This is a genomic window from Flavivirga algicola (genome assembly GCF_012910715.1).
Lineage (GTDB): Bacteria > Bacteroidota > Bacteroidia > Flavobacteriales > Flavobacteriaceae > Flavivirga > Flavivirga algicola.
On sequence record NZ_JABBHF010000002.1, the window covers coordinates 34898 to 59119 of the forward strand.

Here is a 24222-nt window from a genome sequence, read left to right on the forward strand (position 1 = left end):
TCAGACAGCCTTTCTTAACTTTAACAGTTTAACCTTATTAATATTTAAAATCTTTAAATTAAACCTTTACAGGCTTATTTATTTTTGGAAAAATCACTTTAATATTTTCAACATTTCTTACTCGATTAAGATAAAGTCTAATATCGCTTGTACGTGAAATAGACTCTTTTAATTCGGTAGGGTCAATTAACAATGCTTCATTTTCTTTTACTGTTTCAACAGCAGGCGCTGTTTCAGTTTTTACGTCCTCAGTATTAACAGAAACTAAAATAACTTTATTAGATTCGATCTTGTTCTTTTTGGAAGTGTTTTGTGCAACTCCTAAAGAAAAAGAAAGTAATAAAATTAATAGTATGTAAATATTTTTTTTCATTCTGTTTATCATCATTTGCATACTCCAAATATATACCCATACCTAAGCTCAAACACAATAAATTAGTTATAAGCCTGTGAATTTTCGATTAGTAGTGGAGCTACAAATTTTCATCGACGAACAGATTAAAGGCATGATTAACAAGATGAAATACACTGAAAATGTATTTCATCGATTATTTTTTTCTTTCAAAGAAAAAACAAGTCTTAATTTTTATAAAACTTAGCAGTAATCGACAAAAAGTTTGAAGTATTTTATAGTAGATATTATAACCTTTTCGTTCTATTTTTTAAATGATACCTATTATATTTGCCCAAAACTTAAATATCAATGACAGAATTACAACAAATCATAGAAAATACTTGGGAGAATCGAGATCTTTTAAAGGAAGAAACAACAACTTCGGCTATAAGTAAGGTTATAGATTTATTAGATAAGGGTGAATTGAGAGTAGCCGAACCAATTACTGGTGGCTGGCAAGTTAACGAATGGGTAAAAAAGGCTGTTGTATTATATTTTCCAATTCAGAAAATGGAAACTATTGAAGCTGGTCCCTTAGAGTTTCATGATAAAATTCCATTAAAACGTGGTTATGCTGAAAAAGGAATTCGTGTAGTTCCTCATGCAGTTGCAAGACATGGTGCATATATTTCTAGTGGTACGATATTAATGCCCAGTTATGTCAATATTGGAGCTTATGTCGATGAAGGAACTATGGTTGATACCTGGGCAACCGTTGGTAGTTGTGCTCAAATAGGTAAAAATGTACATTTGTCTGGTGGTGTAGGTATTGGAGGTGTATTAGAGCCTTTACAAGCTGCTCCAGTAATTATAGAGGACAATGCCTTTATAGGGTCTAGATGTATCGTAGTTGAAGGGGTTCGTGTGGAAACTGAAGCGGTTTTAGGTGCAGGAGTTGTTTTAACAATGAGCACAAAGATTATCGATGTCACTGGTGATGAACCTGTAGAGTATAAAGGTAGAGTGCCTGCTCGTTCTGTAGTTATTCCTGGTAGCTATGCCAAAGAATTCCCTTCTGGAAGTTATAATGTACCTTGCGCTTTAATTATTGGTAAACGTAAAGAGAGCACTAACAAAAAAACATCACTTAATGATGCTCTAAGAGAGCATGATGTAGCTGTTTAATACAATTGGCAGTTTACAGTCGCAGTATGCAGTGCTTACTCATATGTGAAAATTGAAGTTGTAAATTTTGAAAATCTTAATCATACAACAAAAAATGATAGGCGATGTGCTTACAAGCAGTATTCTGTTTGAAGCACTTCGCTTAAAATATCCAAAAGCTCAATTGGATTATTTAATAAATGAGCACACCTTTCCTGTTGTTGAAAACAATCCGTTTATAGACAATTTCATCTTTTTCACAAAAGAAGTCGAATCCAGTAAAAAAGCACTTTATAAGCTAACTAAAGTTGTTAAACATAAAAAGTACGATGTCGTTGTTGATGTTTATTCTAAATTATCCAGTAATTTAATAAGTTTTTTATCTGGAGCGAAAACTAGAATTTCATATCATAAATATTATACAACCTTTTTTTATCATCACAACATAAACAGAATAAAAGACAACAATAGCAAAGCCGGGCTAGCCATTGTGAACAGAATGGCATTATTAGCGCCTCTGGATATAGAAACAACATTTATAAAACCAAAAATATATTTAACTGAGGAAGAAACTGCTAACAGTAAGCATTTTTTAAAAAATCATCGAATAGATTTTAACAGCCCTTTATTCATGATAAGCGTCTTAGGAAGTGGTGTAAAAAAAACCTATCCCTTTAGCTATATGGCTCAAGTAATTGATACTGTAGTTGCAGAAACCTCTGGTCAAATATTATTTAATTACATACCCAAACAGGAAGCGGAAGCCAAATCTATATTTAATTTGTGTAAACCAAAAACTCAAAAAAACATTTTCTTTCATGTCTTTGGAAAAAGTTTAAGAGCATTTTTGGCAATAACACAGCATTGCGATGCCGTAATTGGAAATGAAGGCGGCGCCATTAATATGGCCAAGGCATTAGATGTTAAAACCTTTGCTATTTTCTCTCCATGGATAGATAAAGCAAGCTGGAGTCTCTTTGAAAATGATAACAACGTTAGCGTTCATTTAAAGGATTTTAAACCTGAATTGTATACCAAGGCAGAAAAGCAATATAAAAACGAAGCTGTTGCATTATATGAAACGTTTAAACCTGAGTTTTTCACAGATAAACTAAAAGCTTTTTTAAAGTAATCATCCTTCCAACTTTTCCATAGCTTTTTTTACCGCAACTTCTACAAACTTTCCATGCATTACTTTTTCCTGAACGTTTTGAACATTATTTTTCATTGATTTATAATCTTCCTCAGATAAATTCTCCAACACAGTATTCAGGTCTTTTAAGTTGGAAACACCTATTCCTAAATTATTCTCTACAATAAAAGAAGCTATAGCCGCTTGATCCCAAACTATTACAGGAAGTCCACACAAAAGATATAATGATGTTTTGTGAGGATTATTATACTTTAAGTACTCCCCAAGGTCTCCACTACAAGACTCAGTCGATACACCATCCCATACCAATCCGAAATCAGCTTCAATTTTATAAGCTATTTGATCGGAAGGAAAAGCACCTTGATAATGAATAATAGATGTTTCTTCACTTACTTTTCGTTTACTGGCATCAAAACCAATACCATATAACTTTAAATGGTATTTCCTATGCTCTAATATATCAAAATCAAAAATATAAGAATTTTTACCTGCTCCAAACCCGCCCGCATAGGCTACACTGTAAACGTCATTTTCTTTGGTGGTTTTATTTTGAAGTGGTTTTTCGTTAGAAACATAGTCGAATATCCCTAAAACTACAATAGGTATGGTTGTATTTTGTTCTAAAAACCATGCTTTCATAGACTCGTTATGTACAATGATAACATCAGAACATACAATTTTTGATAATTCCGCTTGAACATCTTTAGTTCTTCCTTTTAAACATCTTACATCATGGACTATGGTTATAACTTTACAACGTTTCAGCTTTGCAAAAAACAATATCAGTTTTCTAAATTTATTATTAGGATATTGTGTACATAAAACAGACTTAAAAGGCAGCCGTAATAAAGCCATTGTAATACCAAAAAAATTCTTAATAGTCCCTAGTGCAGAGTTCGGTATAGATGATTGTTTAAATCCAAGATTTTTAAACCCCAATGCTTCTAATGTAAATTCACAATCTGTTTTTGCTTTTCCCGCAGCATTGAATAATGATTTATAGTTTCTGGAAATGTAATACATTATATTGAAAAGTTTTTTTGTAGGTTATTTATATCCTAGTTTTGCTAAAAAATTATAAAAGTATACAAATGTATGATTATTTAATTGTTGGCGCTGGATTATTTGGCTGTGTATTTGCCCATGAGGCAACTAAAGCAGGAAAAAAATGTCTTGTTATTGACAAAAGAGCACATGTTGGTGGCAACGTGTATTGTGAAAATGTTGACGGTATCCATGTACATAAATACGGCGCTCATATATTTCATACTAATGATAAGGATATTTGGGATTATGTAAATCAATTTACAGAGTTTAATAATTATGTGAATTCACCTATTTCAATATCTAAGGGAAAACTCTATAATTTACCCTTTAATATGAATACTTTTTATCAGTTATGGGGTACAAAAACACCTGAAGAGGCTAAAACAATTATAGAAAATCAAATTAAAGAATTTGGTTGTAAAAACCCCGAAAATTTAGAAGAACAGGCCTTATCTTTAATTGGGAAAGATGTTTATGAAGCCCTCATTAAAGAATATACCGAAAAGCAATGGGGCAAAAAAGCTACCGAGCTTCCTGCTTTTATTATCAAGCGCTTACCTGTTCGATATACTTTTAATAATAATTATTTTAATGACAAATACCAGGGTATTCCCATTGGAGGCTATAACAAAATAATTGACGGCCTGTTAAAAGGTATCGATATAAAAACCAATGTCGATTTTTTTAAAGATAAAGATGCGCTGAGTGGTCTTGCTAAAAAAATAGTATTTACCGGAAAAATAGACGAATTCTATAATTATAAATATGGAAATCTGGAGTATCGTTCATTACGATTTGAAAATACGAAACTGAACACGGAAAATTTTCAAGGAAATGCCGTTGTAAATTATAACGATTCTAATGTTCCTTATACACGAATTATAGAACACAAACATTTTGAGTTTGGCAAGCAAAAGCATACCGTTATAACCAAAGAGTTCCCAGAGCAATGGACCTCTGAAAAAGAAGCCTATTACCCTATTAATAATGATGAGAACCAAAAAAAGTACCAAGCATACAAGGCACTTTCTTTACAAGAGGTTCATGTTATATTTGGAGGGAGACTTGCAGAATATAAATATTATGATATGCACCAAATAATAGCTTCTGCGCTACAAAAGGCAAAAAAAGAACTTAATTAACTTATTTTTCAAACTATTTTCAAAATATCAAATGATTAAATTATCTGGAGTCATAATTACCTTTAATGAAGAAGAACATTTAGAAAAATGTTTAAAGTCTTTAGTAGATGTTGTAGATGAAATTGTTGTTGTAGACTCCTTTTCTTCCGATAGAACTCCCGAAATATGTGCTGCTTATCATGTTCGATTCATTCAAAATAAATTTGAGGGTTATATTGAGCAAAAAAATTATGCATTATCTCATGCCAAATACGATTATATCTTATCACTGGATGGTGACGAGGCCTTATCTGATACGCTTAAAAAGTCTATTTTAAAAACAAAAAAAAACTGGAGCTTCGATGGCTATTATTGTAATCGATTGAATAATTACTGTGGACAATGGATTAAGCACTCTGATTGGTATCCTGACAAAAAACTAAGATTGTTTAAAAAAGGAAATGGTGAATGGAAGGGTATAAACCCTCATGACAGATATACCCTTAAAAAAGGTTTGAAAGCAGGAAAACTTAAAGGCGATTTATTACACTGGATTTATAGGGATTATCATGAACATAATCAAAAGGTTGAGAACTTTTCTAGTATTGCGGCTCAAGCATATTTTGATTTAGGCAAGAAATCTTCTATTTGGAAAATAGTTTTTAACCCAAGTTGGGCTTTTTTTAAAGCTTACTTTTTAAGATTGGGTTTTTTAGATGGTTTAAATGGCTTTATCATTTGTGTACAGACTTTTAACGTTACTTTTTTAAAGTATATTAAACTTTATAGACTCCATAAAAACAAATAGGTATTCTTATTTTCTAATTATATTTATTATGAAAATAATTTGATTATGTACTATAATAAATCAAAAAACTTCATTTCTCTGAAAACCCTATTATCATCTCTCTCTACTAAATACTTATCAATACCGTTTTCACACCATGACAGTTTATTTTTTAAAGTACTCTCTTGAATGTTGTTGTTAACACTTAAATTTTCCTTTGATTTTTCTTTGTGCCAAATATGGTAAACGATGGCTTTATACTTTAGTCGTTTACCTTGTACACCATTATTTAACATTCTTATTATAAACTCGGAATCCTCTCTCCCCCAACCTGTCATATCCTCATTATAACCATTCACCTTTAAAAAATCTACTTTCCAATACGACAAATTACAACCTCGCAGTTTTCCAGATAATTTATTATTTCTTTTATATAGCATGCTTCCTAAAAGAGGCAAATGTATATTTCTATTACGCTTTTTTATTCCCTTGGCCAAATAAGAAAATGTGATGATTTTCTTTTTGAAGAGGTGATTTAAATATGGTTCTTGAAGATTGACTCTAGACCCAAATAAGTAAGTTCCTTTTTCAATTGAATTTAAATGATCCCTCACAAAGTTTTTATGAATAATACAATCACCATCTAACTGAATTATATAATCTGAATCTGTTTTAGAAATTGCCAAGTTTAATATTGCAGATCTTCTAAACCCTTTATCGTTATGCCATATATGTTTTAATGGTACCGGGAAACTATTTTGAAAGCTTTCAATTAATTGTCTGGTTTCATTTGTAGACCCATCATCTGCAATTATAACTTCTGTAGGAAGTTCCGCTTGATTTTTAACACTTTCTAAAACCAACTCTAAAGCTTCTGGCCAATTATAAGTTGTTATAATTAAAGTTGATTCAATACAATCTTTTTTCAATTTTTTATAGTTTAGTTATTAAAACAAATAGCTTTTAAGTAACTAAACAGTTATCTCTAAAAATACCCTAAAAAAAACTGAATGTTTTTTGGTTTTAAATTATTCGAAGAATTTTGGCTATAAACAATAAATATCAATGCTTCTTTTTTTCCAAAAGAAGTATCCTTTTTTGCTTGACTCCATCCATTACAGTAAACTCTTTTTTAGTTATATAAGAATCAAATATTGCTGGCTTAAAAAACTTTGGTTCTATTAAAATACAATCTCCTTCCGAAATTTCAGTACATATTTTGTTCAATGTTAACTCAATTGGGAATTTATAGCCTAAAACACCGTAATTTGGTGAATTATACTTGCTCAAAAAATAGTAGGCTGGAGACATCCCATGTAAATAAACATTTTTATTGGCAACATTAGATTCCAAAACCGGTACATTAGCCAATTGTTCATTATAATGTTCTTTTTTCTCTAAGAATTTATTTTTCAATTTAAGTGAAGCTCCAACTAAAAATATGATGCTAAAAAAAAAGATTATTATAGAATTTTTTTCTAAAAAGCTTTTATAAAATATGACTATTGTAATTATTATATAAGGTATTATCAATTGAAAATAATGGGAATAGTAAGCAAAATATAACGTACAAAATGCTCCAATTAAAAGTAATAGAACAAACTTACTACTTTGACTTATTGATTTTGTTTTTACACCAAAAAACAAAAATACTATCAATATAAAAAAAGGAAAGTCTATAATAAATTGTCCAACTTTTTTAAATGCTCCAATTACAGAATAATCGATACCTGTTACTATTTCAGTCCCTTTAATAGCTGAAACTCCAAAAAGCCTTAGTAGAAAAAACTTTATAGCAACGTTTTCGTATACATAAAAATAGCTCATTAAAATTAATATTGGAACAAAAAAGCCTAGCACAAAAAAAGACAAACTTGAAGTAAACAATCGAATGTTTTTTGCTTCTCTATATAACCAAAATACTAAGGCTGGCATAATAAAAAGTCCATATTGTTTGGCATAAAATGCTAAAAAAGCAAACACCCCTGCCAAGAACAGAGTACTCTTTTTTAACTTCCATGTTAACACTAGCCAAATAGTCATTAACTGGAATAACAAAACATAGGGTTCTAATAAAATATGGAACCCTTCAAAAACAAAATTTGCAGTAATTAATAAAACAGTAAAAAAAAGGCAAATTTTATTATCACTATTAAAGTATTTCAGTATCTGAAAAAACAATGCTCCTATGAAAGGAAATACCATAAAATAATAGGTAAATAAAAATATCAATCCAACTTCATCATTAAAATAAAATGGTATGGAAAATATATACATTACCAATGGGGAATAACTACAATTTAATTCTTTAAAAAAAGACAGTCCATGTGCTAAATCATAAGCTATTTTTAAATAATACCCTGTATCATTAGAAATCGATGGGTACAAATAGACTATTAAAAAATAACTTCCTATTATCACTATAAAAAAATATAGCAAAGCATAGTAAATGGCATTGTTATTAAATACTTCAACTTTCATTATTACATTTTTTAGCAACTATAAACAACGAACTTCCAAATGGGATACCTCCAATTTTTAATATGAAGCTATTTTCAATTTTTCCTAAAAGCCAGAACATCGTGTTCATCCATTTTGGAGGTTCTTGCACATCTGATTGAATATTTTTAGATGGGAAAACTTCATACACTAATTTTTGCACAACAATAATTAAAAATAAAAGAGGCATTCGGTACGTTGCTTTTTCTATACAAAATCCAATAGTCTCCAGTTTCTTTACAAATGCTTTTTTCCTATAACGCCGTTTAGTATGTACAATAATATCATGGTCTCTTTTTAAAATATTAAAAGCAGCTAAATTTAAAATTAAAGTCCCTCCGTTAGATAATGCACCATAAAATTTCTGAAGTACTGCATAGTCATCTGTTATTGCGGAATGGTACAACACATCAATTGAAGTTATTATGTCATAGCTTTCTGTTGGAATCCAATTATTCAAATCGCACTTAGTTATACGTTTCAAGCCTCTTTTTTCAGAAAATGCTACCGCTTCTTCAGAATAATCAATACCAGATACAGTTCCAAAATCATCTAACAACTCCATTAACCTTCCAGTGCCACAACCTGCATCAAAAATAGACAGGTTCATGTCTTTTTTCTTTTTTACTACATCAATAATTAAACTATGTAATGTTTTATACCACCAGAAATTATTTTCTTGATGATACATATTTTTATACTCGTTTTTCTCCATTCAATGCTAAATTGTATATAATTTCCTTATCGAATATTGAGGCTTCTTATTTTGAGACATAAACATTCTGCCTAGATACTCCCCTACCATTCCTAAGGCCATCAATTGAATGCCTGAAAAAACAGAAACCAAAACAATTAAAGCTGTATAACCAATAGGCAAATGAGGATTAAATAATTTCTCGATAACGGCAAATAAACCATACCCAAAGCCAAACAATGAAAAAACAAACCCTACGATCATTGAAAAGCGCAACGGTAAAATGGAGAAGTTAGTAAACATATTCATCCAAAGGGACACCAGCTTTTTTAATGTATAATTTGATGCTCCATTTATTCTTTTGTCATGCCTTACTTCAAGTTTTCCTATGCTATTAGTCGTTCTTAAAATCAACCCGTCTATGTAAGGAAAAGGCAGATCGTATTTAATAATTTCTTTAACTAAAAATTTATTCATAATCTTAAAACTGGACAAATAAAGATCTTTGGGTTTTTTAAGCAAAATAGTTGCCACTTTATCATTAAATCGGCTTCCTAAGTTTCTGAAAAAAGAATGCTCTTTCTTATCATAATAAGTATAAATAACATCATGTTTACTCACTATTGCAAACTCTATTAGTTTGACAACCTCCATTACTGGGTTTTGAAAGTCATCATCCATAATAACCGTAAAATTACCTGTAACTTGATTTAACCCAGCCATAACAGCATTATGCTCTCCTACGTTTTTTGAAAGACTTAAAAACTTAACGATACTTTTATGTTTTTCAAAAATAGAGAGACAAACAGCCTCTGAATTATCAGGCGAACAGTCATTAACCAATACAATTTCTAAACTATATGATATTGATAATCTATCAATAAGATCCGTAACTAAATTTGCAATAGAATTTTCTCCATTATAAACAGGAATAACTATAGATATGGCTTCTTTATAACTCATATTCATTTATTATTGTAACAATTTTTTGAAGATCTTTCTCTGATAATTCTGGATATATGGGTAAACTTAAAATATTGCTCGTAAATATTTCGGACGCTGCTAATTTTTCATCTTTTTGATATAAAAAAGCTTTTTGCTTATGAATAAGAATAGGATAGTGTATTAATGCCACTACACCATTATTATTCAAATAAGTCGAAAAACGAGCTCTATCTAAGGCCTTATCTAAACCTGGTTTAAGATCCTGATAGTGTAATTTAAAATTATTGAAAGGAATCATATTAAATATAACTTGCTATGTTTTGTTTATAATAAATTAAAGTCTCACTAATACCCTCTCTAAAAGAGGTTTTTGGATACCATCCCAAATCCTGATTAATCTTATTAAAATTGGCATAAAAATCTCCTATATCAATACTTTTTCTGTCTTCGGGAAACGGAATAACATTGTAGGTGCCCTTTTTATTTTCTTCAATTAATAAGGATGCCGTTTCTTTAAGCGTTATAGGATCTGGAGATCCTAAATTATATATGTTCCCATTGGTCTTATTGGACAGTGCTGTTAAAATAAAGGCATCCACAACATCATCAACATAATTGTAATCTCTAACTTGTGAGCCATCCCCAAAAATTAGAAAAGGCTTTTCTTCTATAATATTTCTAATCCAAATTCCTAAAAAAGTTTGTCTGGCATCCTTTATTCTTAATCTAGGACCATATGTGTTTGTTAATCGTAAAACGCAGGTTTTTATTCCGTAAATACTATTATAAAGTAAATGATAATTTTCCCCAGACATTTTATTTATGCCATTAACATCCACAGGAATTATTGGATGGTTTTCATCTACGGGTAAGTACTGGGGTTTGCCATATAATTGGCGCGTACTTGCAAAAACAATTTTAATGTTTGGGTTATTCTTTCTACAAGCTTCTAAAATGGATAATTGGGACTTGGCATTTATTTCTAAATCCTGAAATGGGTTGGTCATGGAATCAATATGACTTGTTTGTCCCGCCAAATTGAACAAAAAATCTTGATCCTTAATTAAATGTTTTATCGAAAACTCATCCCTAACATCAGAATAATTAATTTTGATTCTGTCTTTTATGGACTCTATGTTTTTTAAATTCCCTCCATATTCTGGAATTACACTATCAATAATTGTAATATTAGCTCCTAATTCTACAAGTTTAATTGCTAAATTAGAACCAATAAACCCCAATCCTCCAGTAATTAGGACGTTCTTATTTTTAAATTTCATTTATTAAAATAAATCGCTGTTTAAGTAACTTAAACAGTTATCTATAAAAATACCCTAAAAAAAAATCGATTTTTTTTAAAATTGGAGATATCTAAAAAGAACTTTTCTACTATAAAAACCAACCTAACACTATCTTTTCCAAAACTTTAACCTCTTTTTAAGACGTCTTTTTCGATGATACTTATTTTGAAAGGCTTCAGTTTCTTTCCACATCAAATTGAATATTCTATTATAATCTTCTCCTGTAGATTTTGCATATTCGTCACTCATAACTTCTATCATAGATTTATGAATCGTTAACTTGGAAAAGTTTTTAATTCTCGTTTCAAAATCAAGTAGTTTAAATTCCATTCGGTTTAAATCAACCAAAAAGAAATCATAACCAACATCCGTTTTTTTTATGAGTGTATTTCCTGGAGAATGGTCTAAAAAATGAATGCCTTTTTCATGTAAATCGAAAGTGAACCTAGTAAAAGCCCTGAGTATATTTTCATGATCAGGATAGTTAAAGTCGGTTGTTAATTCCCTATAAGTTAAATCGCAATCCAAATGCTCACTTATATAATAACTTTTCTTAAACAAGAAAAGCGTTTTGTATTCATAATAAGCTATGGGTTGTGGAGTTCCAATATGCAGCTCTTTGAGTTTATTAGCATATTTATAAGAACGTTGTGCCTTACTTTTTCTAAAAAAACGATAGGCAATTTGATTTACTATATTGGGGATTCTAAAAGACTTTACATTAACAGTCTTACCCTTTAGTTGAAATAATTTTAAAGAATTTCTTTCCTGATTACCAAAGTCTTCGCCTTTTGTGTCAAAATTATCAATAATGTCATCAAAAAAAGCACTGTTAGCTTTAAAGCCCTTATGTATTTCCTTATTACGCTTCACTTAAATATTTATCAATACCGTTTTTACACCAAACAACTTTATTATCGATTGTTGTTTTTTCAATATCGTTGTTGATCTCTAATCTATCTTTTGATTTTTCATTATGAAAAATATGAAATACAATACCACAATATCTTAATCGCCTTCCTTTTAACCCGTAGTTATGAAAACGATAAGCCAATTCTGAATCTTCTCTACCCCAGCCTCTAAAATCTTCATTATAACCATTAACAGCTAAAAAGTCACTTTTAAAATATGATGTGTTACAGCCTCTAAATTTTTTTGAAAATACATTTCTAATTTTATACAGATTGGTTAATACAGGAATATGTATAGCCCGAGTTCTCTTTTTTATTCCTTTTGAAAAAGCGTGAAGTTTCACTTGTTTCTTAGAAAACAAATCCTTTAAGTAAAACGCTTGTATGTTAACCCTACTTCCAAATAAATAATGGCCTTTTTTAATAAACCTTAAATGGTCTTTAACAAACGAAGGATGCAATATACAATCACCATCAGACTGAATGATATACTCACCCTGAGCCTTTGCAATAGCCTTATTTAAAATCATAGATTTATTAAAACCATGATCCTCATGCCATACATGAATTAAAGGAACAGGAAAATTATTCTGAAACCTTTGTATTAAATCTCGCGTGTCTTTTTTAGACCCATCATCAGCAATAATCACTTCATTTGGAAGTGTTATTTGATTTTTAATACTCATTAAAACCAATTCTAAAGCATCAGACCAATTATAGGTAGATATTATTAAAGTTGATTTTATATGGTATCCCATTTTAATGTTGCTTTTTTAGTTTTTAAAAATATGATATGCCTCTAATTCTAATTTTTCTATAGGTATCAAGAAAACATTGTCTAACGTAGCACATTCATTTAAAGATTCGATACGTTTCCATCTTGCGCCATGCTCTTTATAAATATTATAATTTTCTGGAATCAGTGGAAAAAATAGTTCGTCTAACTTCACGTTACGTGCTTCATAGTATGGTTTATTAACTTCCATTAATACAGTTGGACGATGCTTATTAATGGTTTCCTTACCGCCCTTTAAACAAAAATCTTCATGCCCTTCAATATCCATTTTTATGATATCTATACTATTGTAATTACCATAATTTTTATCCCAAATATCGTCTAATTTTTCAAGCTTAATAGGTGATAATTTAAATCCTTCGTCCATAGCCTCACTTGTTCGAATAGCTGCGTTCCCCGTATTGGATCCGTGTTTAAAATCTTCTCTTAATGTAATTTCTGTTTCTGCGGGTTTGTCGGATAATCCAAATTGATTGACTTCACATATTTCATTTAAATCATTCGCCTTTAAATTATTAGTAAGCCTTAAATAATTTCCTTCAAAAGGTTCAAAGGCGACGACATTTCCTGAAGCGTTTTTCGATCTGATAAAGTTACCCATTGAAACAGAATAATATCCAATATTACCGCCAATATCCAAAAAACATAAATTCGGATCAAATAATGAATGAATAATAGCTATCAAATCTGGATCATACTTACCTGTATAAAAGGATATTCTTTCCGTTTTGGTACTCAAATCCACGAACATGGTAGTGCCATCTTGCATGGTAGCCTTTACAACAGGCTCGGCGCCCAAAGCCAATAATAGCCTATTAAAGTGCTTATAAATCTGGTTTAGTTTACGATGGTAAGGCAACTTTCTTGTTACCCTGGATAAAACTTTTAAAATCCTGTTAGCGAATCCCATTTGTTAATATTTTAATCTTGGCAAAAATAAACAAGTTAAGCTTAGTTCTATTTGCAAATTATAGTTTTAATTTTACACTTAATTAATTGAGACAGGTTTATTATTAAAAATTGAAGTATTTATGGGATTGAACCATGAAATAAATAAGACGTTACAAATTTTAAAAGAAGGTGGGCTTATACTCTATCCAACAGACACCGTTTGGGGTATTGGCTGTGATGCAACAAATGAAGCTGCTGTTAAAAAGATCTACGAATTAAAACAACGTGAAGACAGCAAAGCCCTCATTTGCTTAGTAGCAGATGACCGAATGCTAAAAAAATATGTAAACAAAGTACCTGAAGCTGCTTTGGATATTATTGATATTTCCGAAAAACCAACAACCATTATTTATGATGAGGCGCAAAACCTAGCCTCTAATCTAATTGCCAACGACGGTACTATAGCCATTAGAATACCAGATGATGACTTTTGTTATCAACTCTCAAGAAAACTAAATGCTGCTATTGTTTCGACATCGGCAAACATAAGCGGACAACCAACGCCAAAATCGTATAAAGAAATAACTCCAGAGGTTTTAAAAGGTGTAGACTATGTTGTAAATTTGCAGCGCGAAAAAATCTGCGACAAACCATCTTCTATTATTAAATTGAGTAATAGCGGTATTGTTAAGATAATAAGAACATAAAACTCAAATTTTAAGTATTAAAATCTAACCGAAACTGGTTTGGGATTTGAAACTTAATGATTGAAACTTACTTGATGAATTACGAAAAGGCACTACAACATAATATCTTCAAAATTATATCTCAATCTGCCAAAGAAATACGTGTAGACTGCTATGTTATCGGTGGCTTTGTACGTGATTTTATACTAAAACGTGGTGATGCTAAAGATATTGATGTTGTTGCCATCGGAGATGGTATAAAGCTAGCCAAACAAGTTGCTAAAAACCTTCCAACCAAACCTAAAGTGCAGGTTTTTAAAACCTATGGTACTGCCATGTTGAGATACGACGACATTGAAATTGAGTTTGTTGGTGCCCGTAAAGAATCCTACAGTGAAGATAGCAGAAACCCTAAAGTAGAAAATGGGACTCTGGAAGATGACCAAAATCGTAGAGATTTTACCATAAATGCCTTGGCCTTAAATTTAAATGTATCAAGCTATGGTGATCTACTAGATCCTTTTAATGGTGTTGAAGATTTAGAAAAACAAATTATCCGTACACCTTTAACTCCAGATATTACCTATAGCGATGATCCCTTACGAATGATGCGCGCTATACGCTTTGCTACGCAATTAAATTTTACCATAGAAAGAGAATCGCTGCATGCCATAACCAAAAATAGTCACCGCATTAAAATTATAACCAAAGAACGTATTGTCACAGAATTAAATAAAATTCTTGAAAGCAAAAAACCATCTATTGGGTTTCTCTTACTGGAAAAAACGGGGTTATTAGATTATATAATGCCAGAACTTACAGCTTTGAAAGGCATCGATGAAGTTGACGGTCAAAGACACAAAGACAATTTTTATCATACTTTAGAAGTCGTTGATAATATCTCCAAAAACACTAATAACCTTTGGTTGCGTTGGGCTGCTTTATTACACGATATTGGCAAAGCCCCCACAAAGAGGTTTAGTAAAAAAGTGGGGTGGACATTTCATGGACATGAGTTTGAAGGCTCCAAAATGGTCTACCATTTATTTAAAAGACTTAAAATGCCATTGAATGACAAAATGAAATTTGTACAAAAAATGGTATTTATGAGCTCACGTCCTATCGTACTAGCTCAAGATATTGTAACAGATTCTGCAGTGCGCCGCCTGGTTTTTGATGCTGGTGATTATGTTGATGATTTAATGACGCTTTGTGAAGCAGACATTACAACCAAAAACCCTAAAAAATTCCATAAATACCACAACAACTTTAAAATAGTTCGTGAAAAAATTATTGAAGTTGAAGCCCGCGATCATATTAGAAACTTTCAACCTCCAATTACTGGAGAAGAAATTATGACAACATTTAACATAAAGCCATCACGCGAAATAGGCTTGATTAAAGATGTTATAAAAGAAGCCATTTTAGAGGGAGATATTCCAAACGAATATGAAGCTGCTTATAGACTAATGATAAAAGAGGGTAAACGATTAGGATTAAAAGCCATTAATAAAAATGATTAAATTAATTAGAACCAATTCTGATAATAATGATTTTGTTAAGTTAGTTAACTTATTAAATGACTATTTAAAAATAATAGATGGTGATGATCATGAATTTTATAATCAATATAATGGGATTGATACATTAAAAAATGTTATAGTCTCTTATATAGATGATAAGCCTGTTGGTTGTGGTGCTTTTAAAAAATATACCGAAAATGAAGTTGAGATTAAACGTATGTTCACGCTTCCAGAAACAAGAGGTCAAGGCGTTGCATCTAAAATCTTAAAAGAATTGGAAGACTGGTCTAAAGAGCTAAATTTTGAAGCCTGTGTATTAGAAACCGGTAAACGACAAATAGAAGCTGTTCAGTTCTATAAGAAAAACAACTATACGATTATCCCTAATTACGGACAGTATGAAGGGATAAGCAATAGTCTTTGTTTAAAAAAAATGTTAGACTAAATAGTTGTCTCGAGTACAGTCAAGAGGCTTATAAATAATTCGACCTGACAAAAAATGAATAAAGACAACAAAAAAGTTATATACTGGTTACTTACAGGCTGCCTGCTTATTTTTATTATGGTAGTCGTTGGCGGCATTACAAGATTAACCCACTCTGGGTTATCAATATCTAACTATAAACTGATATCTGGTACTATCCCACCTGTGAATGAGACTGAATGGCAAGAAGCTTTCAACTTATATAAACAGTATCCAGAATACCAAAAATTAAACAACCAATTCACACTTCAGGATTTTAAAGATATTTATTTTTGGGAATGGCTACACCGTGTTATTGGTAGGTTTATCGGACTCGTATTTTTTATTCCTTTTTTATACTTTTTAATAAAAAAACAGCTATCAAAAGCGACTATAAAAAAATCTATCGTCCTCCTATGTCTAGGTGCATTTCAAGGCTTTTTAGGGTGGTATATGGTTAAAAGTGGTCTCGTCGATAATCCAGATGTAAGCCATTATCGTTTAGCAGCACATTTAACAACTGCTTTTATAACATTCGCATATACCTTTTGGGTTGCTCTTGATTTAATATTCCCTCATAAAAAACAAACAGATAAGGCTTTTAGAAACCTAATACGAATAGGCCTTGCCGTTCTATTATTACAAATTATATACGGTGCGTTTGTCGCTGGTTTAGATGCTGGTTTTATTCATAACCATTGGCCCATGATGAGTGAAGGCAAATTTATGCACCAAACGGTTTATATTGAACAAAACCCATTGTATAAAAACTTTATTGAAGGAAAAAGTGGTGTTCAGTTTGTTCACAGAATATTGGCATATATTGTCGTTTTATTTATCCTATTAATTTGGAAAAAATCAAAAAAACTAAGTCTAACCATCTATCAGTCAAAAGGAATAAAAATATTGCTCATTATAGTCTGTATCCAGTTTTTATTAGGAGTATTTACTATATTGCTACAAGTACCTGTATGGTTAGGCGTAGCGCATCAAATAGGTGCCTTCTTCTTACTAAGCGCTATGACTTTTACAATGCATCGTTTTTCCAAATAATTTTAAAAAACATACCTTTGTAGTATAACTTTTTTAGCATGATTTACAGATTTAGAGTTATTTTAGATAATGATACCGAAGATGATATTTTTCGTGATTTAGAAATTCGTGAAACAGATACTCTTGAAGACTTACATAATGTCATTACGCAATCCTTTGGATTCGATGGTACCGAAATGGCATCTTTTTACATAAGTGATGAACAATGGAACCAAGGGGAAGAAATTTCATTGTTTGATTTAAGTGACGATAATTCTGCTCGTTTAATGAACGAAACAGAAATTAGTAGTGTGGTGCATGAAGTACAGCCAAAGCTGATCTATGTATATGATTTTTTAAGTATGTGGACCTTTTATGTTGAATTAGCTGAAATTGTAGAAGAAGCTAAAGGAACAGACTACCCTAATTTAATGTTTGTTCAGGGTCAAGTCCCAGACCAAGCCCCAGATAAGTTATTTGAAGCAGATCCTACTGACGATTTTGATGAATTTGAAGATGGTATGGATGTTGACGATTATAATAATTTAGATTTTGATGAAAACTGGAATTAATCTTCTTTAGACCATCTTAAATTCTCAAGTTTTACATTTTCATAATTACGGGTTAAAAACTCTAAGGCATATTTAAGTATTTCGCCCATGTTTTTACTACGCTTAAAATTTACATCGTGTGTATAATCAAAGATTGTAGTCTTTAACAAATTAATATTTTCTTCATTGGAAATATCATCATCCATCATACAATCCAATAACTTTTCTATTCTTCCTGCAAAACTTTTTAATCGTTTTACTAAAATAGAACGCTCTTCTGTTTTATACTGATCAATAGAAAGCTTTTGTATACTCTTAGAAACCAATTCCACCATTTCTAAATTTTCTTTAAAGAACTGAGGTCTGTAAATATTAAACTTCCCTTCATAACACTGCTGGTCAAAATCAATAGCCCTGATCTTATACACCACATGGTCGAAATCATGAGTAGGTACAATAACGTAGTTATACGATCGCATATCTCCCAATAGCCTGATCATACAACGCTCATTAAATTTCACAAACTCTTTAGCAATTTGTGCTTTTTCAGACTTACTGCACTTAGGCAGCATATTTTTTATAAACTCATCTCCAGGAATACCAGCAATATGCTCTTCAATTAGGGTGTTTTTATAAACCAAAAAATTAAGATTATACGGCGATAGCATATGTTCTAATTCCAAGCCATAAATACGGGAAGCATCAGTCGTTTTTATATAAAAATAAGTAAAGTTGTCGTTTAAAATATTTCTTATTTTAACCCTAAAAGGTTTAGAGTTTCCAAATGTACAGTAATCAATCGCATCAACATTTAAAAACGGAAGAATATTTTCATTACCATCAGAATGCAAAATAGTATACACCTTTTTTAATGACGAATCAATTTCTTCTCTTTCAAATTCGTTATAATAAACCCGAATCCAAAGCGTGTCGTTATCCTCTTTATCATATACAACAACAGAACCTTGAAAGCGTAATAAATCATCATAAAAAATTGGAATTTTTGTATTTCTATCATAGATAGTTAGATAATCGTGTAATTTAGCAGTTACAGGATATGATGGCTTTCTTTTAGATATCTTTAAATCTTGCATAATCGTATAATTATTCAAATTTAAAACTTTTATTTAACACACCTGTAACAAAATAGTCGAACCGTCGTCGTATTTAAAAATAATCAATACCACTTATGGTATTAAAAATCTAAAAATTTGGAGTCTATACTAACAATTAACAACCTCACTAAAAAATTTGGGTATTTAACAGCGGTAAAAGATCTTTCTTTTACTATAAACAAAGGCAATGTTTATGGTATTTTAGGACCAAATGGAAGTGGAAAATCTACAACTTTAGGAATTGTCTTAAACGTGGTAAACAAAACACAGGGAGATTTTCATTGGTTTGATGGAAATACCTCTACCCATGATGCTTTAAAAAAAGTTGGGGCCATTATTGAGCGTCCAAATTTTTATCCTTATATGACAGCTACTCAAAATTTAAGGCTGGTTTGTAAAATAAAAGGTGTTGATTATAGTAAAGTAGAAGAGAAATTAGAAGTTGTAGGGCTTTTAGATCGAAAAGACAGTAAATTCAAGACCTATTCGTTGGGTATGAAACAGCGCTTAGCCATTGCATCTGCACTTTTAAATGATCCTGAGATTCTCATTTTAGACGAACCAACAAACGGATTGGATCCTCAAGGGATACATCAAATTAGAGAAATTATAAAACAAATAGCAGCAAAAGGAACCACAATTCTCCTAGCATCACATTTATTAGATGAAGTTGAAAAAGTCTGTTCTCATGTCGTAGTACTTCGTAAAGGTGTTAAACTATATTCTGGTCGTGTGGATGAAATGATTTCCAGCCATGGTTTTTTTGAATTAAAAACAAATAAACAAGAAGAACTAATAACACTCTTGGAAAACAATACCGCATTTAAAAGTATCAAGGTTGAAGGTGATTTGATAACTGCCTTTTTAGATACTCCAATGGCATCTGAAGACTTCAATAAATACACATTCGAACAAGGTATAATACTCACACATCTTGTACAGCGTAAAGAAAGTTTAGAAGAACAGTTTTTACAATTAACAGACAATAACTAATACAATCAAAAAACAACATATGTTACGACTTTTAAATTTAGAATTACAAAAGCTACTCCTTAACAGAACTAGTAAAATACTTATATTCGTTTCGTTTATCCTTCCCTTTTTTGTTATTCTGCTATCATCATTAAAAATTAATGTATTTGGTTTTTTTACTTTAGAGTTAGGTGAATTGGGTATTTTTAATTTTCCGATAATCTGGCATTTAACCACTTTTTTCGCTTCTCAATTTAAATTCTTTTTTGCTATTGTGGTAGTGAGCATGATAGGTAATGAGTACAGCAATAAAACTATAAAACAAAATCTTATTGATGGCTTGAGTAAAAAAGAATTTATTCTTTCAAAATTTTATACTATTGTTTTCTTTTCCTTGGTTTCTACCATATTAATAAGTTTAATTTCTTTTTGTATTGGACTTTATTATTCTAGTTATACAGAAGCTTCTATAATTTTTAGAGAAACCGAATTCTTATTGGCATATTTTGTAAAGCTAATCGGCTTCTTTAGTTTATGTTTATTTTTTGGAATGCTTGTAAAGCGTTCAGCTTTTGCCTTAGCTTTTTTATTTATACTTTACATATTAGAGTGGATTCTATTTGGCTTAATGGCCTGGAAAACAGATACTGGCATGGCCGAAAAAATACAGAACTTTTTTCCACTAAAATCCATGTATAAATTAATTGATCAACCTTTTCAAAGAATTGCCATGACGAAATTCCCAGACAAGGCCAATTTATCATACGACTATGTTGCACACTGGTATGAAATGGCTATTGTTTTAGGTTGGACTGCCCTATTTGTCTTTTTATCGTATAGATTATTAAAAAAGCGGGATTTATGATATCTTTGGTAGCTGTTGCTACCAAAAGATGAAAAAAATTGCATTATTCATAATTCTAAACCTGATAAGTTTTAATTTATCTGCTCAAAGAGAGGCTTCTAACTGGTTTTTCGGGTTTGGATCTGGTATAAAATTTAATCAACAACTTGGCATAGTTGAACCAGAAATTGGTAGCGTAAATACCTTTGAAGGATGCTCTGCTATATCTGATAATGATGGCAATTTACTCTTTTCTACTGATGGAACTTATGTTTATTCAAGAAACAATGCCGTAATGCCCAATGGTTTCGGTTTGCTTGGTAACCCTTCAAGTTCTCAATCGGCTATAATTGTACCCAAGCCAAAAGATCCCAATATCTATTATATTTTTACTGTAAGTACACATTTTACAGGTATTGAAGGAAGCGTTAATGAAGGTTTAAACTATTCTGAGGTCGATATGAGATTGAATAATGGTCTTGGAGATGTAACAACAAAGAATGTAAACTTATTGAGATATTCCTCAGAAAAAGTTAGTGCAGTATTAAAGGACTGTAAAACAGAAGCTATTTGGGTAGTAACACTAGGAACTAACTCGCGAAGGGGAGGTATGACTAATGGTGATTATAATACATTTCATGCATTTGAAGTGACTGATCAAGGTGTCGATCCAAATGGTGCAATTAGATCTGTTTTTTTGAAAGAAGACCTCATATTAGACCCTAGAGGATATTTAAAAATATCCCCAGACGGTAGTAAAATAGCTGTTGCAAATGTTTCTAATGGATTGTATTTATACAATTTTGATAAAGAGACTGGAATTGTAACAGATGAGGCTTTAGTCGGTATTCATTCAGATAATAGGGCTCCATATGGGATCGAATTTTCTCCAAACAGTAAATTTTTATATGCATCTACTTATAATAATGCTACTGACAATATTGATCTCCCAGAAACCCATTCATCATCCCTAATACAATTCGATGTTACTTTTCCTTCAATAGTTGTTAGCGAAACCCAGGTTCTTCTCGATGAACGTCAACTTTATAGAGGAGCACTACAACTAGGACCAGATGGAAGAATATACAGAGCTTTAAGTGAAACTTACAATTTAGGGCTTCCGCACCTAGGGGTTATTAATTTTCCAAACAGAAAAGGAAAAGCAAGTGATTATAGACATAATGCCATAGCACTTTCTGCTAATTCAACTCAAGGCCTTCCCCCTTTTATACAGTCATTCTTTAGTGAACAAATAGATATTATTCAAAATGGTCAAAGCTCAACAAATTTGGCTTTATGTGGAAATGAAACCTATTTTCTTAAGGGGACTAATATTCCTGGAGCAAGCTATACATGGACCCATGATGGCGTTATATTACCCGACAATGACTTTGATCTAGAAGTGAACGATACTGGTCACTACCAACTGCTCATTGAGCCTAATAATGGTGAATGTGATATAGAAGGTGAAGCTTTTGTAGCTCGCTTCGCTAGACCAATTGCAAATACACCAAGTAATCAAAATATTTGTGACAGTAATAATGATGGTTCTCATGTATTCGATTTCACTTTAATGGACAGTGAAATTATGGGCACGCAAGACCCAAACATATATAGAACACATTATTACCCTACTCAAGAAGATGCCGTTAATAATACAAATGAAATTTTTGGATTATATAGTAATATTTCCAATCCTCAAGAGATTTTTGTAAGATTATCGGTGGACAGAAATTCAGATTGTTACGATATGACTTCGTTTGTTGTAGAAGTTTTCAATACCCCTACAGCTTTCCCTGTAAGTCCGCTAGAAATTTGTGATATGGAAATTGCCTCTGATTTAAATGTTCTCAATGGGCAAACCGAAATTAATTTGCATCAATTCGATGATGGTATTTTAGGGGCACAAGATCCTTTAGCCTATTCCATTAGCTATTATAAGTCAATAAATGATGCTGAAACAAAAAATGCGCCACTAAATTTTTCCTATTATAATGAAACAGCATTTTCAGAAACTATTTATGCAAGAATAGAGAATAATTTAAATATTGACTGTTTTGATATTACCCCTCCAATTAACATAACAATAAATCCATTACCTGAATTTGCAAACACAGCCTTAATTCAATGTGATGAAGATGGTATTGCAGATGGAATAACTGTTTTCAATCTTAATGAAGCCAGAGAAGTTTTAACCCAAAATATTTCGAATCGGTCAGCCAAATTTTATACTGATTCTGCCCGATCCAATGAAATTAACGGAGATCGTTTTATAAATACCAGTAATCCACAAACAATTTATGTTGATATTATTGATGATCAAACTTTATGTGTTTCTTATGCCGAATTATCTTTGGAAGTTTCATCTACCCAAACTGATGACTATGCCCTACCTGCCGTTTGTGATGAAATAGGTTCTGAAGATGGCATTAATACTTTTAATCTAGATGATATAACTACTAATATACAATCTTTAAATGGCATAACGTTTCCAATTTTTTATTACGAAACATATGAAGATGCCCTATTAGAACAAAACGAACTTAGTTCTCCTTATAGTAATACAACCCCCTACTCTCAAACTATTTATGCAAGAGTAGAAAACAACAACGCTTGTTATGGTATTAGTGAAGTATCACTAACTATTAATGAATTACCCAATGTTGACACAGAAGGAGCCGATTATTATTGTTTAAATAGGTCTCCAGACACTATTACACTCGATGCCGCCGTTTTAAACGATGTCCCCTCTAATTATACCTATAATTGGTCTACTGGTGATAATACCTATGAAGTTGAAATAAATCAACCCGGAGTATATACAGTAGAAATTACAAATGTAAACGGTTGTTCTAAACAAAGAATTATTACAGTAGAAGCTTCTAATACCGCTACTTTTAATTCTATTGATGTCGTAGACGCTTCCTCTAATAATATCGTTACCGTAATGGTATCTGGAGAAGGCACTTATCAATATGGCCTATACGATGAGAATAATCTTGAAATATATCGAGATTTCCAAGACAGTCATATTTTTGAGAATGTATTCCCTGGAATTTATACAGTCCAAGTTAAAGATATAAAAAATGATTGTGGAACTGTAAATGCTCCCGTTTCTGTTATTGGTTTTCCTAAATTCTTCACTCCCAATAACGATGGTTTTCATGATACCTGGCAGGTATACGGTGTTACTGGCCTATTTCGAAATGGCACACAAATTTCAATTTTTGACCGTTTTGGAAAACTCCTTAAACAATTAAACCCTCTTGGACATGGTTGGGACGGCACATTTAATGGAGAAGAATTACCAACAGATGATTATTGGTTTGTTGTCACGCTACATGATGGTAGAATATTTAAAAACCATTTCACACTCAAACGTTGAGATAAAAT

Annotated in this window: 24 protein-coding genes; 12 read left to right on the plus strand and 12 right to left on the minus strand. The window is 31.3% G+C overall.

The window, feature by feature from the left end; genetic code table 11:
* Positions 1–58: 58 nt before the first annotated feature.
* Positions 59–373, minus strand: coding sequence for a hypothetical protein (locus HHX25_RS03010; RefSeq protein ID WP_169669978.1), 315 nt, complete (start codon positions 371–373; stop codon positions 59–61).
* Positions 374–703: 330 nt separating this feature from the next.
* Between HHX25_RS03010 and HHX25_RS03015 the strand changes: the two genes are divergently transcribed.
* Both HHX25_RS03015 and HHX25_RS03020 read left to right on the plus strand, forming a co-directional pair.
* Entirely contained in the window at positions 704–1519 is an 816-nt protein-coding gene (locus HHX25_RS03015) for a 2,3,4,5-tetrahydropyridine-2,6-dicarboxylate N-succinyltransferase (RefSeq protein WP_169669979.1), read from the plus strand.
* A 67-nt stretch (positions 1520–1586) separates the two neighbouring features.
* A complete protein-coding gene (locus tag HHX25_RS03020) occupies positions 1587–2630 on the plus strand; it encodes a glycosyltransferase family 9 protein (protein WP_169669981.1) in 1044 nt (347 codons plus the stop codon).
* Here HHX25_RS03020 and HHX25_RS03025 read toward each other — a convergent pair whose 3' ends face one another.
* Positions 2631–3674, minus strand: coding sequence for a beta-1,6-galactofuranosyltransferase (locus HHX25_RS03025; RefSeq protein ID WP_169669983.1), 1044 nt, complete (start codon positions 3672–3674; stop codon positions 2631–2633).
* 68 nt (positions 3675–3742) lie between these two features.
* Between HHX25_RS03025 and glf the strand changes: the two genes are divergently transcribed.
* The gene (gene glf, locus HHX25_RS03030) at positions 3743–4840 is read left to right on the plus strand and encodes a UDP-galactopyranose mutase (RefSeq protein WP_205957983.1); all 1098 of its coding nucleotides are present in this window, start codon (positions 3743–3745) and stop codon (positions 4838–4840) included.
* A 31-nt stretch (positions 4841–4871) separates the two neighbouring features.
* A complete protein-coding gene (locus tag HHX25_RS03035) occupies positions 4872–5627 on the plus strand; it encodes a glycosyltransferase family 2 protein (RefSeq protein WP_169669985.1) in 756 nt (251 codons plus the stop codon).
* A gap of 50 nt (positions 5628–5677) precedes the next feature.
* Here the strand turns inward: HHX25_RS03035 and HHX25_RS03040 are convergent, their stop codons facing one another.
* The 9 genes from HHX25_RS03040 to HHX25_RS03080 form a co-directional block, all read right to left on the minus strand.
* Positions 5678–6535 carry a glycosyltransferase family 2 protein gene (locus HHX25_RS03040; protein ID WP_205957984.1) on the minus strand — a complete coding sequence of 286 codons (858 nt, stop codon included), beginning with the start codon at positions 6533–6535 and terminating at the stop codon, positions 5678–5680.
* 133 nt (positions 6536–6668) lie between these two features.
* Positions 6669–8087, minus strand: coding sequence for a hypothetical protein (locus HHX25_RS03045; protein ID WP_169669987.1), 1419 nt, complete (start codon positions 8085–8087; stop codon positions 6669–6671).
* Complete coding sequence (locus HHX25_RS03050; protein ID WP_169669989.1) at positions 8077–8820, minus strand: class I SAM-dependent methyltransferase; 744 nt, start codon at positions 8818–8820, stop codon at positions 8077–8079. Before HHX25_RS03050 ends, HHX25_RS03045 begins: the two co-directional genes overlap by 11 nt.
* Positions 8821–8826: 6 nt before the next feature.
* Positions 8827–9762, minus strand: coding sequence for a glycosyltransferase family 2 protein (locus HHX25_RS03055; protein WP_205957985.1), 936 nt, complete (start codon positions 9760–9762; stop codon positions 8827–8829).
* The gene (locus HHX25_RS03060; protein ID WP_169669993.1) at positions 9752–10042 is read right to left on the minus strand and encodes a DegT/DnrJ/EryC1/StrS family aminotransferase; all 291 of its coding nucleotides are present in this window, start codon (positions 10040–10042) and stop codon (positions 9752–9754) included. The genes HHX25_RS03055 and HHX25_RS03060 overlap by 11 nt, the downstream gene beginning before the upstream one ends.
* Position 10043: 1 nt before the next feature.
* Positions 10044–11024: a GDP-mannose 4,6-dehydratase gene (locus HHX25_RS03065; RefSeq protein ID WP_169669995.1), complete on the minus strand. Its 981-nt coding sequence runs from the start codon at positions 11022–11024 to the stop codon at positions 10044–10046.
* A 129-nt stretch (positions 11025–11153) separates the two neighbouring features.
* Entirely contained in the window at positions 11154–11918 is a 765-nt protein-coding gene (locus HHX25_RS03070) for a Kdo domain containing protein (protein ID WP_317169056.1), read from the minus strand.
* Complete coding sequence (locus HHX25_RS03075) at positions 11908–12714, minus strand: glycosyltransferase family 2 protein (RefSeq protein ID WP_169669997.1); 807 nt, start codon at positions 12712–12714, stop codon at positions 11908–11910. The genes HHX25_RS03070 and HHX25_RS03075 overlap by 11 nt, the downstream gene beginning before the upstream one ends.
* Before the next feature lie 15 nt (positions 12715–12729).
* A complete protein-coding gene (locus HHX25_RS03080) occupies positions 12730–13662 on the minus strand; it encodes an FkbM family methyltransferase (RefSeq protein WP_169669998.1) in 933 nt (310 codons plus the stop codon).
* 121 nt (positions 13663–13783) lie between these two features.
* Between HHX25_RS03080 and HHX25_RS03085 the strand changes: the two genes are divergently transcribed.
* From HHX25_RS03085 to HHX25_RS03105, 5 genes are all read left to right on the plus strand, one after another.
* Positions 13784–14350, plus strand: coding sequence for an L-threonylcarbamoyladenylate synthase (locus HHX25_RS03085; RefSeq protein WP_169670001.1), 567 nt, complete (start codon positions 13784–13786; stop codon positions 14348–14350).
* 74 nt (positions 14351–14424) lie between these two features.
* Positions 14425–15852: a CCA tRNA nucleotidyltransferase gene (locus HHX25_RS03090; RefSeq protein WP_169670003.1), complete on the plus strand. Its 1428-nt coding sequence runs from the start codon at positions 14425–14427 to the stop codon at positions 15850–15852.
* Positions 15845–16297 (plus strand): GNAT family N-acetyltransferase, encoded by a 453-nt coding sequence (locus HHX25_RS03095; RefSeq protein WP_169670005.1) that lies wholly within the window; start codon positions 15845–15847, stop codon positions 16295–16297. The genes HHX25_RS03090 and HHX25_RS03095 overlap by 8 nt, the downstream gene beginning before the upstream one ends.
* 54 nt (positions 16298–16351) lie before the next feature.
* A complete protein-coding gene (locus tag HHX25_RS03100; protein ID WP_169670007.1) occupies positions 16352–17368 on the plus strand; it encodes a COX15/CtaA family protein in 1017 nt (338 codons plus the stop codon).
* 38 nt (positions 17369–17406) lie between these two features.
* Entirely contained in the window at positions 17407–17919 is a 513-nt protein-coding gene (locus HHX25_RS03105; protein WP_169670009.1) for an IS1096 element passenger TnpR family protein, read from the plus strand.
* Here the strand turns inward: HHX25_RS03105 and HHX25_RS03110 are convergent.
* Entirely contained in the window at positions 17916–18992 is a 1077-nt protein-coding gene (locus HHX25_RS03110) for a hypothetical protein (RefSeq protein WP_169670011.1), read from the minus strand. The genes HHX25_RS03105 and HHX25_RS03110 overlap by 4 nt on opposite strands.
* A 117-nt stretch (positions 18993–19109) precedes the next feature.
* Here HHX25_RS03110 and HHX25_RS03115 point away from each other — a divergent pair, with 117 nt between their 5' ends.
* Genes HHX25_RS03115 through HHX25_RS03125 form a run of 3 tightly spaced genes read left to right on the plus strand, consistent with a single transcriptional unit; the run spans position 19110 to position 24214 of the window.
* Positions 19110–20006 (plus strand): ABC transporter ATP-binding protein, encoded by an 897-nt coding sequence (locus HHX25_RS03115; RefSeq protein WP_169670018.1) that lies wholly within the window; start codon positions 19110–19112, stop codon positions 20004–20006.
* Positions 20007–20025: 19 nt separating this feature from the next.
* On the plus strand, positions 20026–20850 hold the full coding sequence (locus tag HHX25_RS03120; protein WP_169670020.1) for an ABC transporter permease: 825 nt from the start codon (positions 20026–20028) through the stop codon (positions 20848–20850).
* A gap of 28 nt (positions 20851–20878) precedes the next feature.
* The gene (locus HHX25_RS03125) at positions 20879–24214 is read left to right on the plus strand and encodes a T9SS type B sorting domain-containing protein (protein ID WP_169670023.1); all 3336 of its coding nucleotides are present in this window, start codon (positions 20879–20881) and stop codon (positions 24212–24214) included.
* The last annotated feature ends 8 nt before the right edge of the window (positions 24215–24222 follow it).

What these genes read in the sequence shown, in the direction of transcription:
- HHX25_RS03015 (WP_169669979.1), top strand. Translation starts at nt 704, where the DNA reads ATGACAGAATTACAACAAATCATAGAAAATACTTGGGAGAATCGAGAT.
- HHX25_RS03035 (WP_169669985.1), top strand. Translation starts at nt 4,872, where the DNA reads ATGATTAAATTATCTGGAGTCATAATTACCTTTAATGAAGAAGAACAT.
- HHX25_RS03060 (WP_169669993.1), bottom strand. Translation starts at nt 10,042, where the DNA reads ATGATTCCTTTCAATAATTTTAAATTACACTATCAGGATCTTAAACCA.
- HHX25_RS03065 (WP_169669995.1), bottom strand. Translation starts at nt 11,024, where the DNA reads ATGAAATTTAAAAATAAGAACGTCCTAATTACTGGAGGATTGGGGTTT.
- HHX25_RS03080 (WP_169669998.1), bottom strand. Translation starts at nt 13,662, where the DNA reads ATGGGATTCGCTAACAGGATTTTAAAAGTTTTATCCAGGGTAACAAGA.
- HHX25_RS03120 (WP_169670020.1), top strand. Translation starts at nt 20,026, where the DNA reads ATGTTACGACTTTTAAATTTAGAATTACAAAAGCTACTCCTTAACAGA.
- glf (WP_205957983.1), top strand. Translation starts at nt 3,743, where the DNA reads ATGTATGATTATTTAATTGTTGGCGCTGGATTATTTGGCTGTGTATTT.
- HHX25_RS03110 (WP_169670011.1), bottom strand. Translation starts at nt 18,992, where the DNA reads ATGCAAGATTTAAAGATATCTAAAAGAAAGCCATCATATCCTGTAACT.
- HHX25_RS03010 (WP_169669978.1), bottom strand. Translation starts at nt 373, where the DNA reads ATGAAAAAAAATATTTACATACTATTAATTTTATTACTTTCTTTTTCT.
- HHX25_RS03045 (WP_169669987.1), bottom strand. Translation starts at nt 8,087, where the DNA reads ATGAAAGTTGAAGTATTTAATAACAATGCCATTTACTATGCTTTGCTA.
- HHX25_RS03090 (WP_169670003.1), top strand. Translation starts at nt 14,425, where the DNA reads ATGAATTACGAAAAGGCACTACAACATAATATCTTCAAAATTATATCT.
- HHX25_RS03105 (WP_169670009.1), top strand. Translation starts at nt 17,407, where the DNA reads ATGATTTACAGATTTAGAGTTATTTTAGATAATGATACCGAAGATGAT.
- HHX25_RS03050 (WP_169669989.1), bottom strand. Translation starts at nt 8,820, where the DNA reads ATGGAGAAAAACGAGTATAAAAATATGTATCATCAAGAAAATAATTTC.
- HHX25_RS03025 (WP_169669983.1), bottom strand. Translation starts at nt 3,674, where the DNA reads ATGTATTACATTTCCAGAAACTATAAATCATTATTCAATGCTGCGGGA.
- HHX25_RS03085 (WP_169670001.1), top strand. Translation starts at nt 13,784, where the DNA reads ATGGGATTGAACCATGAAATAAATAAGACGTTACAAATTTTAAAAGAA.
- HHX25_RS03095 (WP_169670005.1), top strand. Translation starts at nt 15,845, where the DNA reads ATGATTAAATTAATTAGAACCAATTCTGATAATAATGATTTTGTTAAG.
- HHX25_RS03055 (WP_205957985.1), bottom strand. Translation starts at nt 9,762, where the DNA reads ATGAGTTATAAAGAAGCCATATCTATAGTTATTCCTGTTTATAATGGA.
- HHX25_RS03075 (WP_169669997.1), bottom strand. Translation starts at nt 12,714, where the DNA reads ATGGGATACCATATAAAATCAACTTTAATAATATCTACCTATAATTGG.
- HHX25_RS03100 (WP_169670007.1), top strand. Translation starts at nt 16,352, where the DNA reads ATGAATAAAGACAACAAAAAAGTTATATACTGGTTACTTACAGGCTGC.
- HHX25_RS03125 (WP_169670023.1), top strand. Translation starts at nt 20,879, where the DNA reads ATGAAAAAAATTGCATTATTCATAATTCTAAACCTGATAAGTTTTAAT.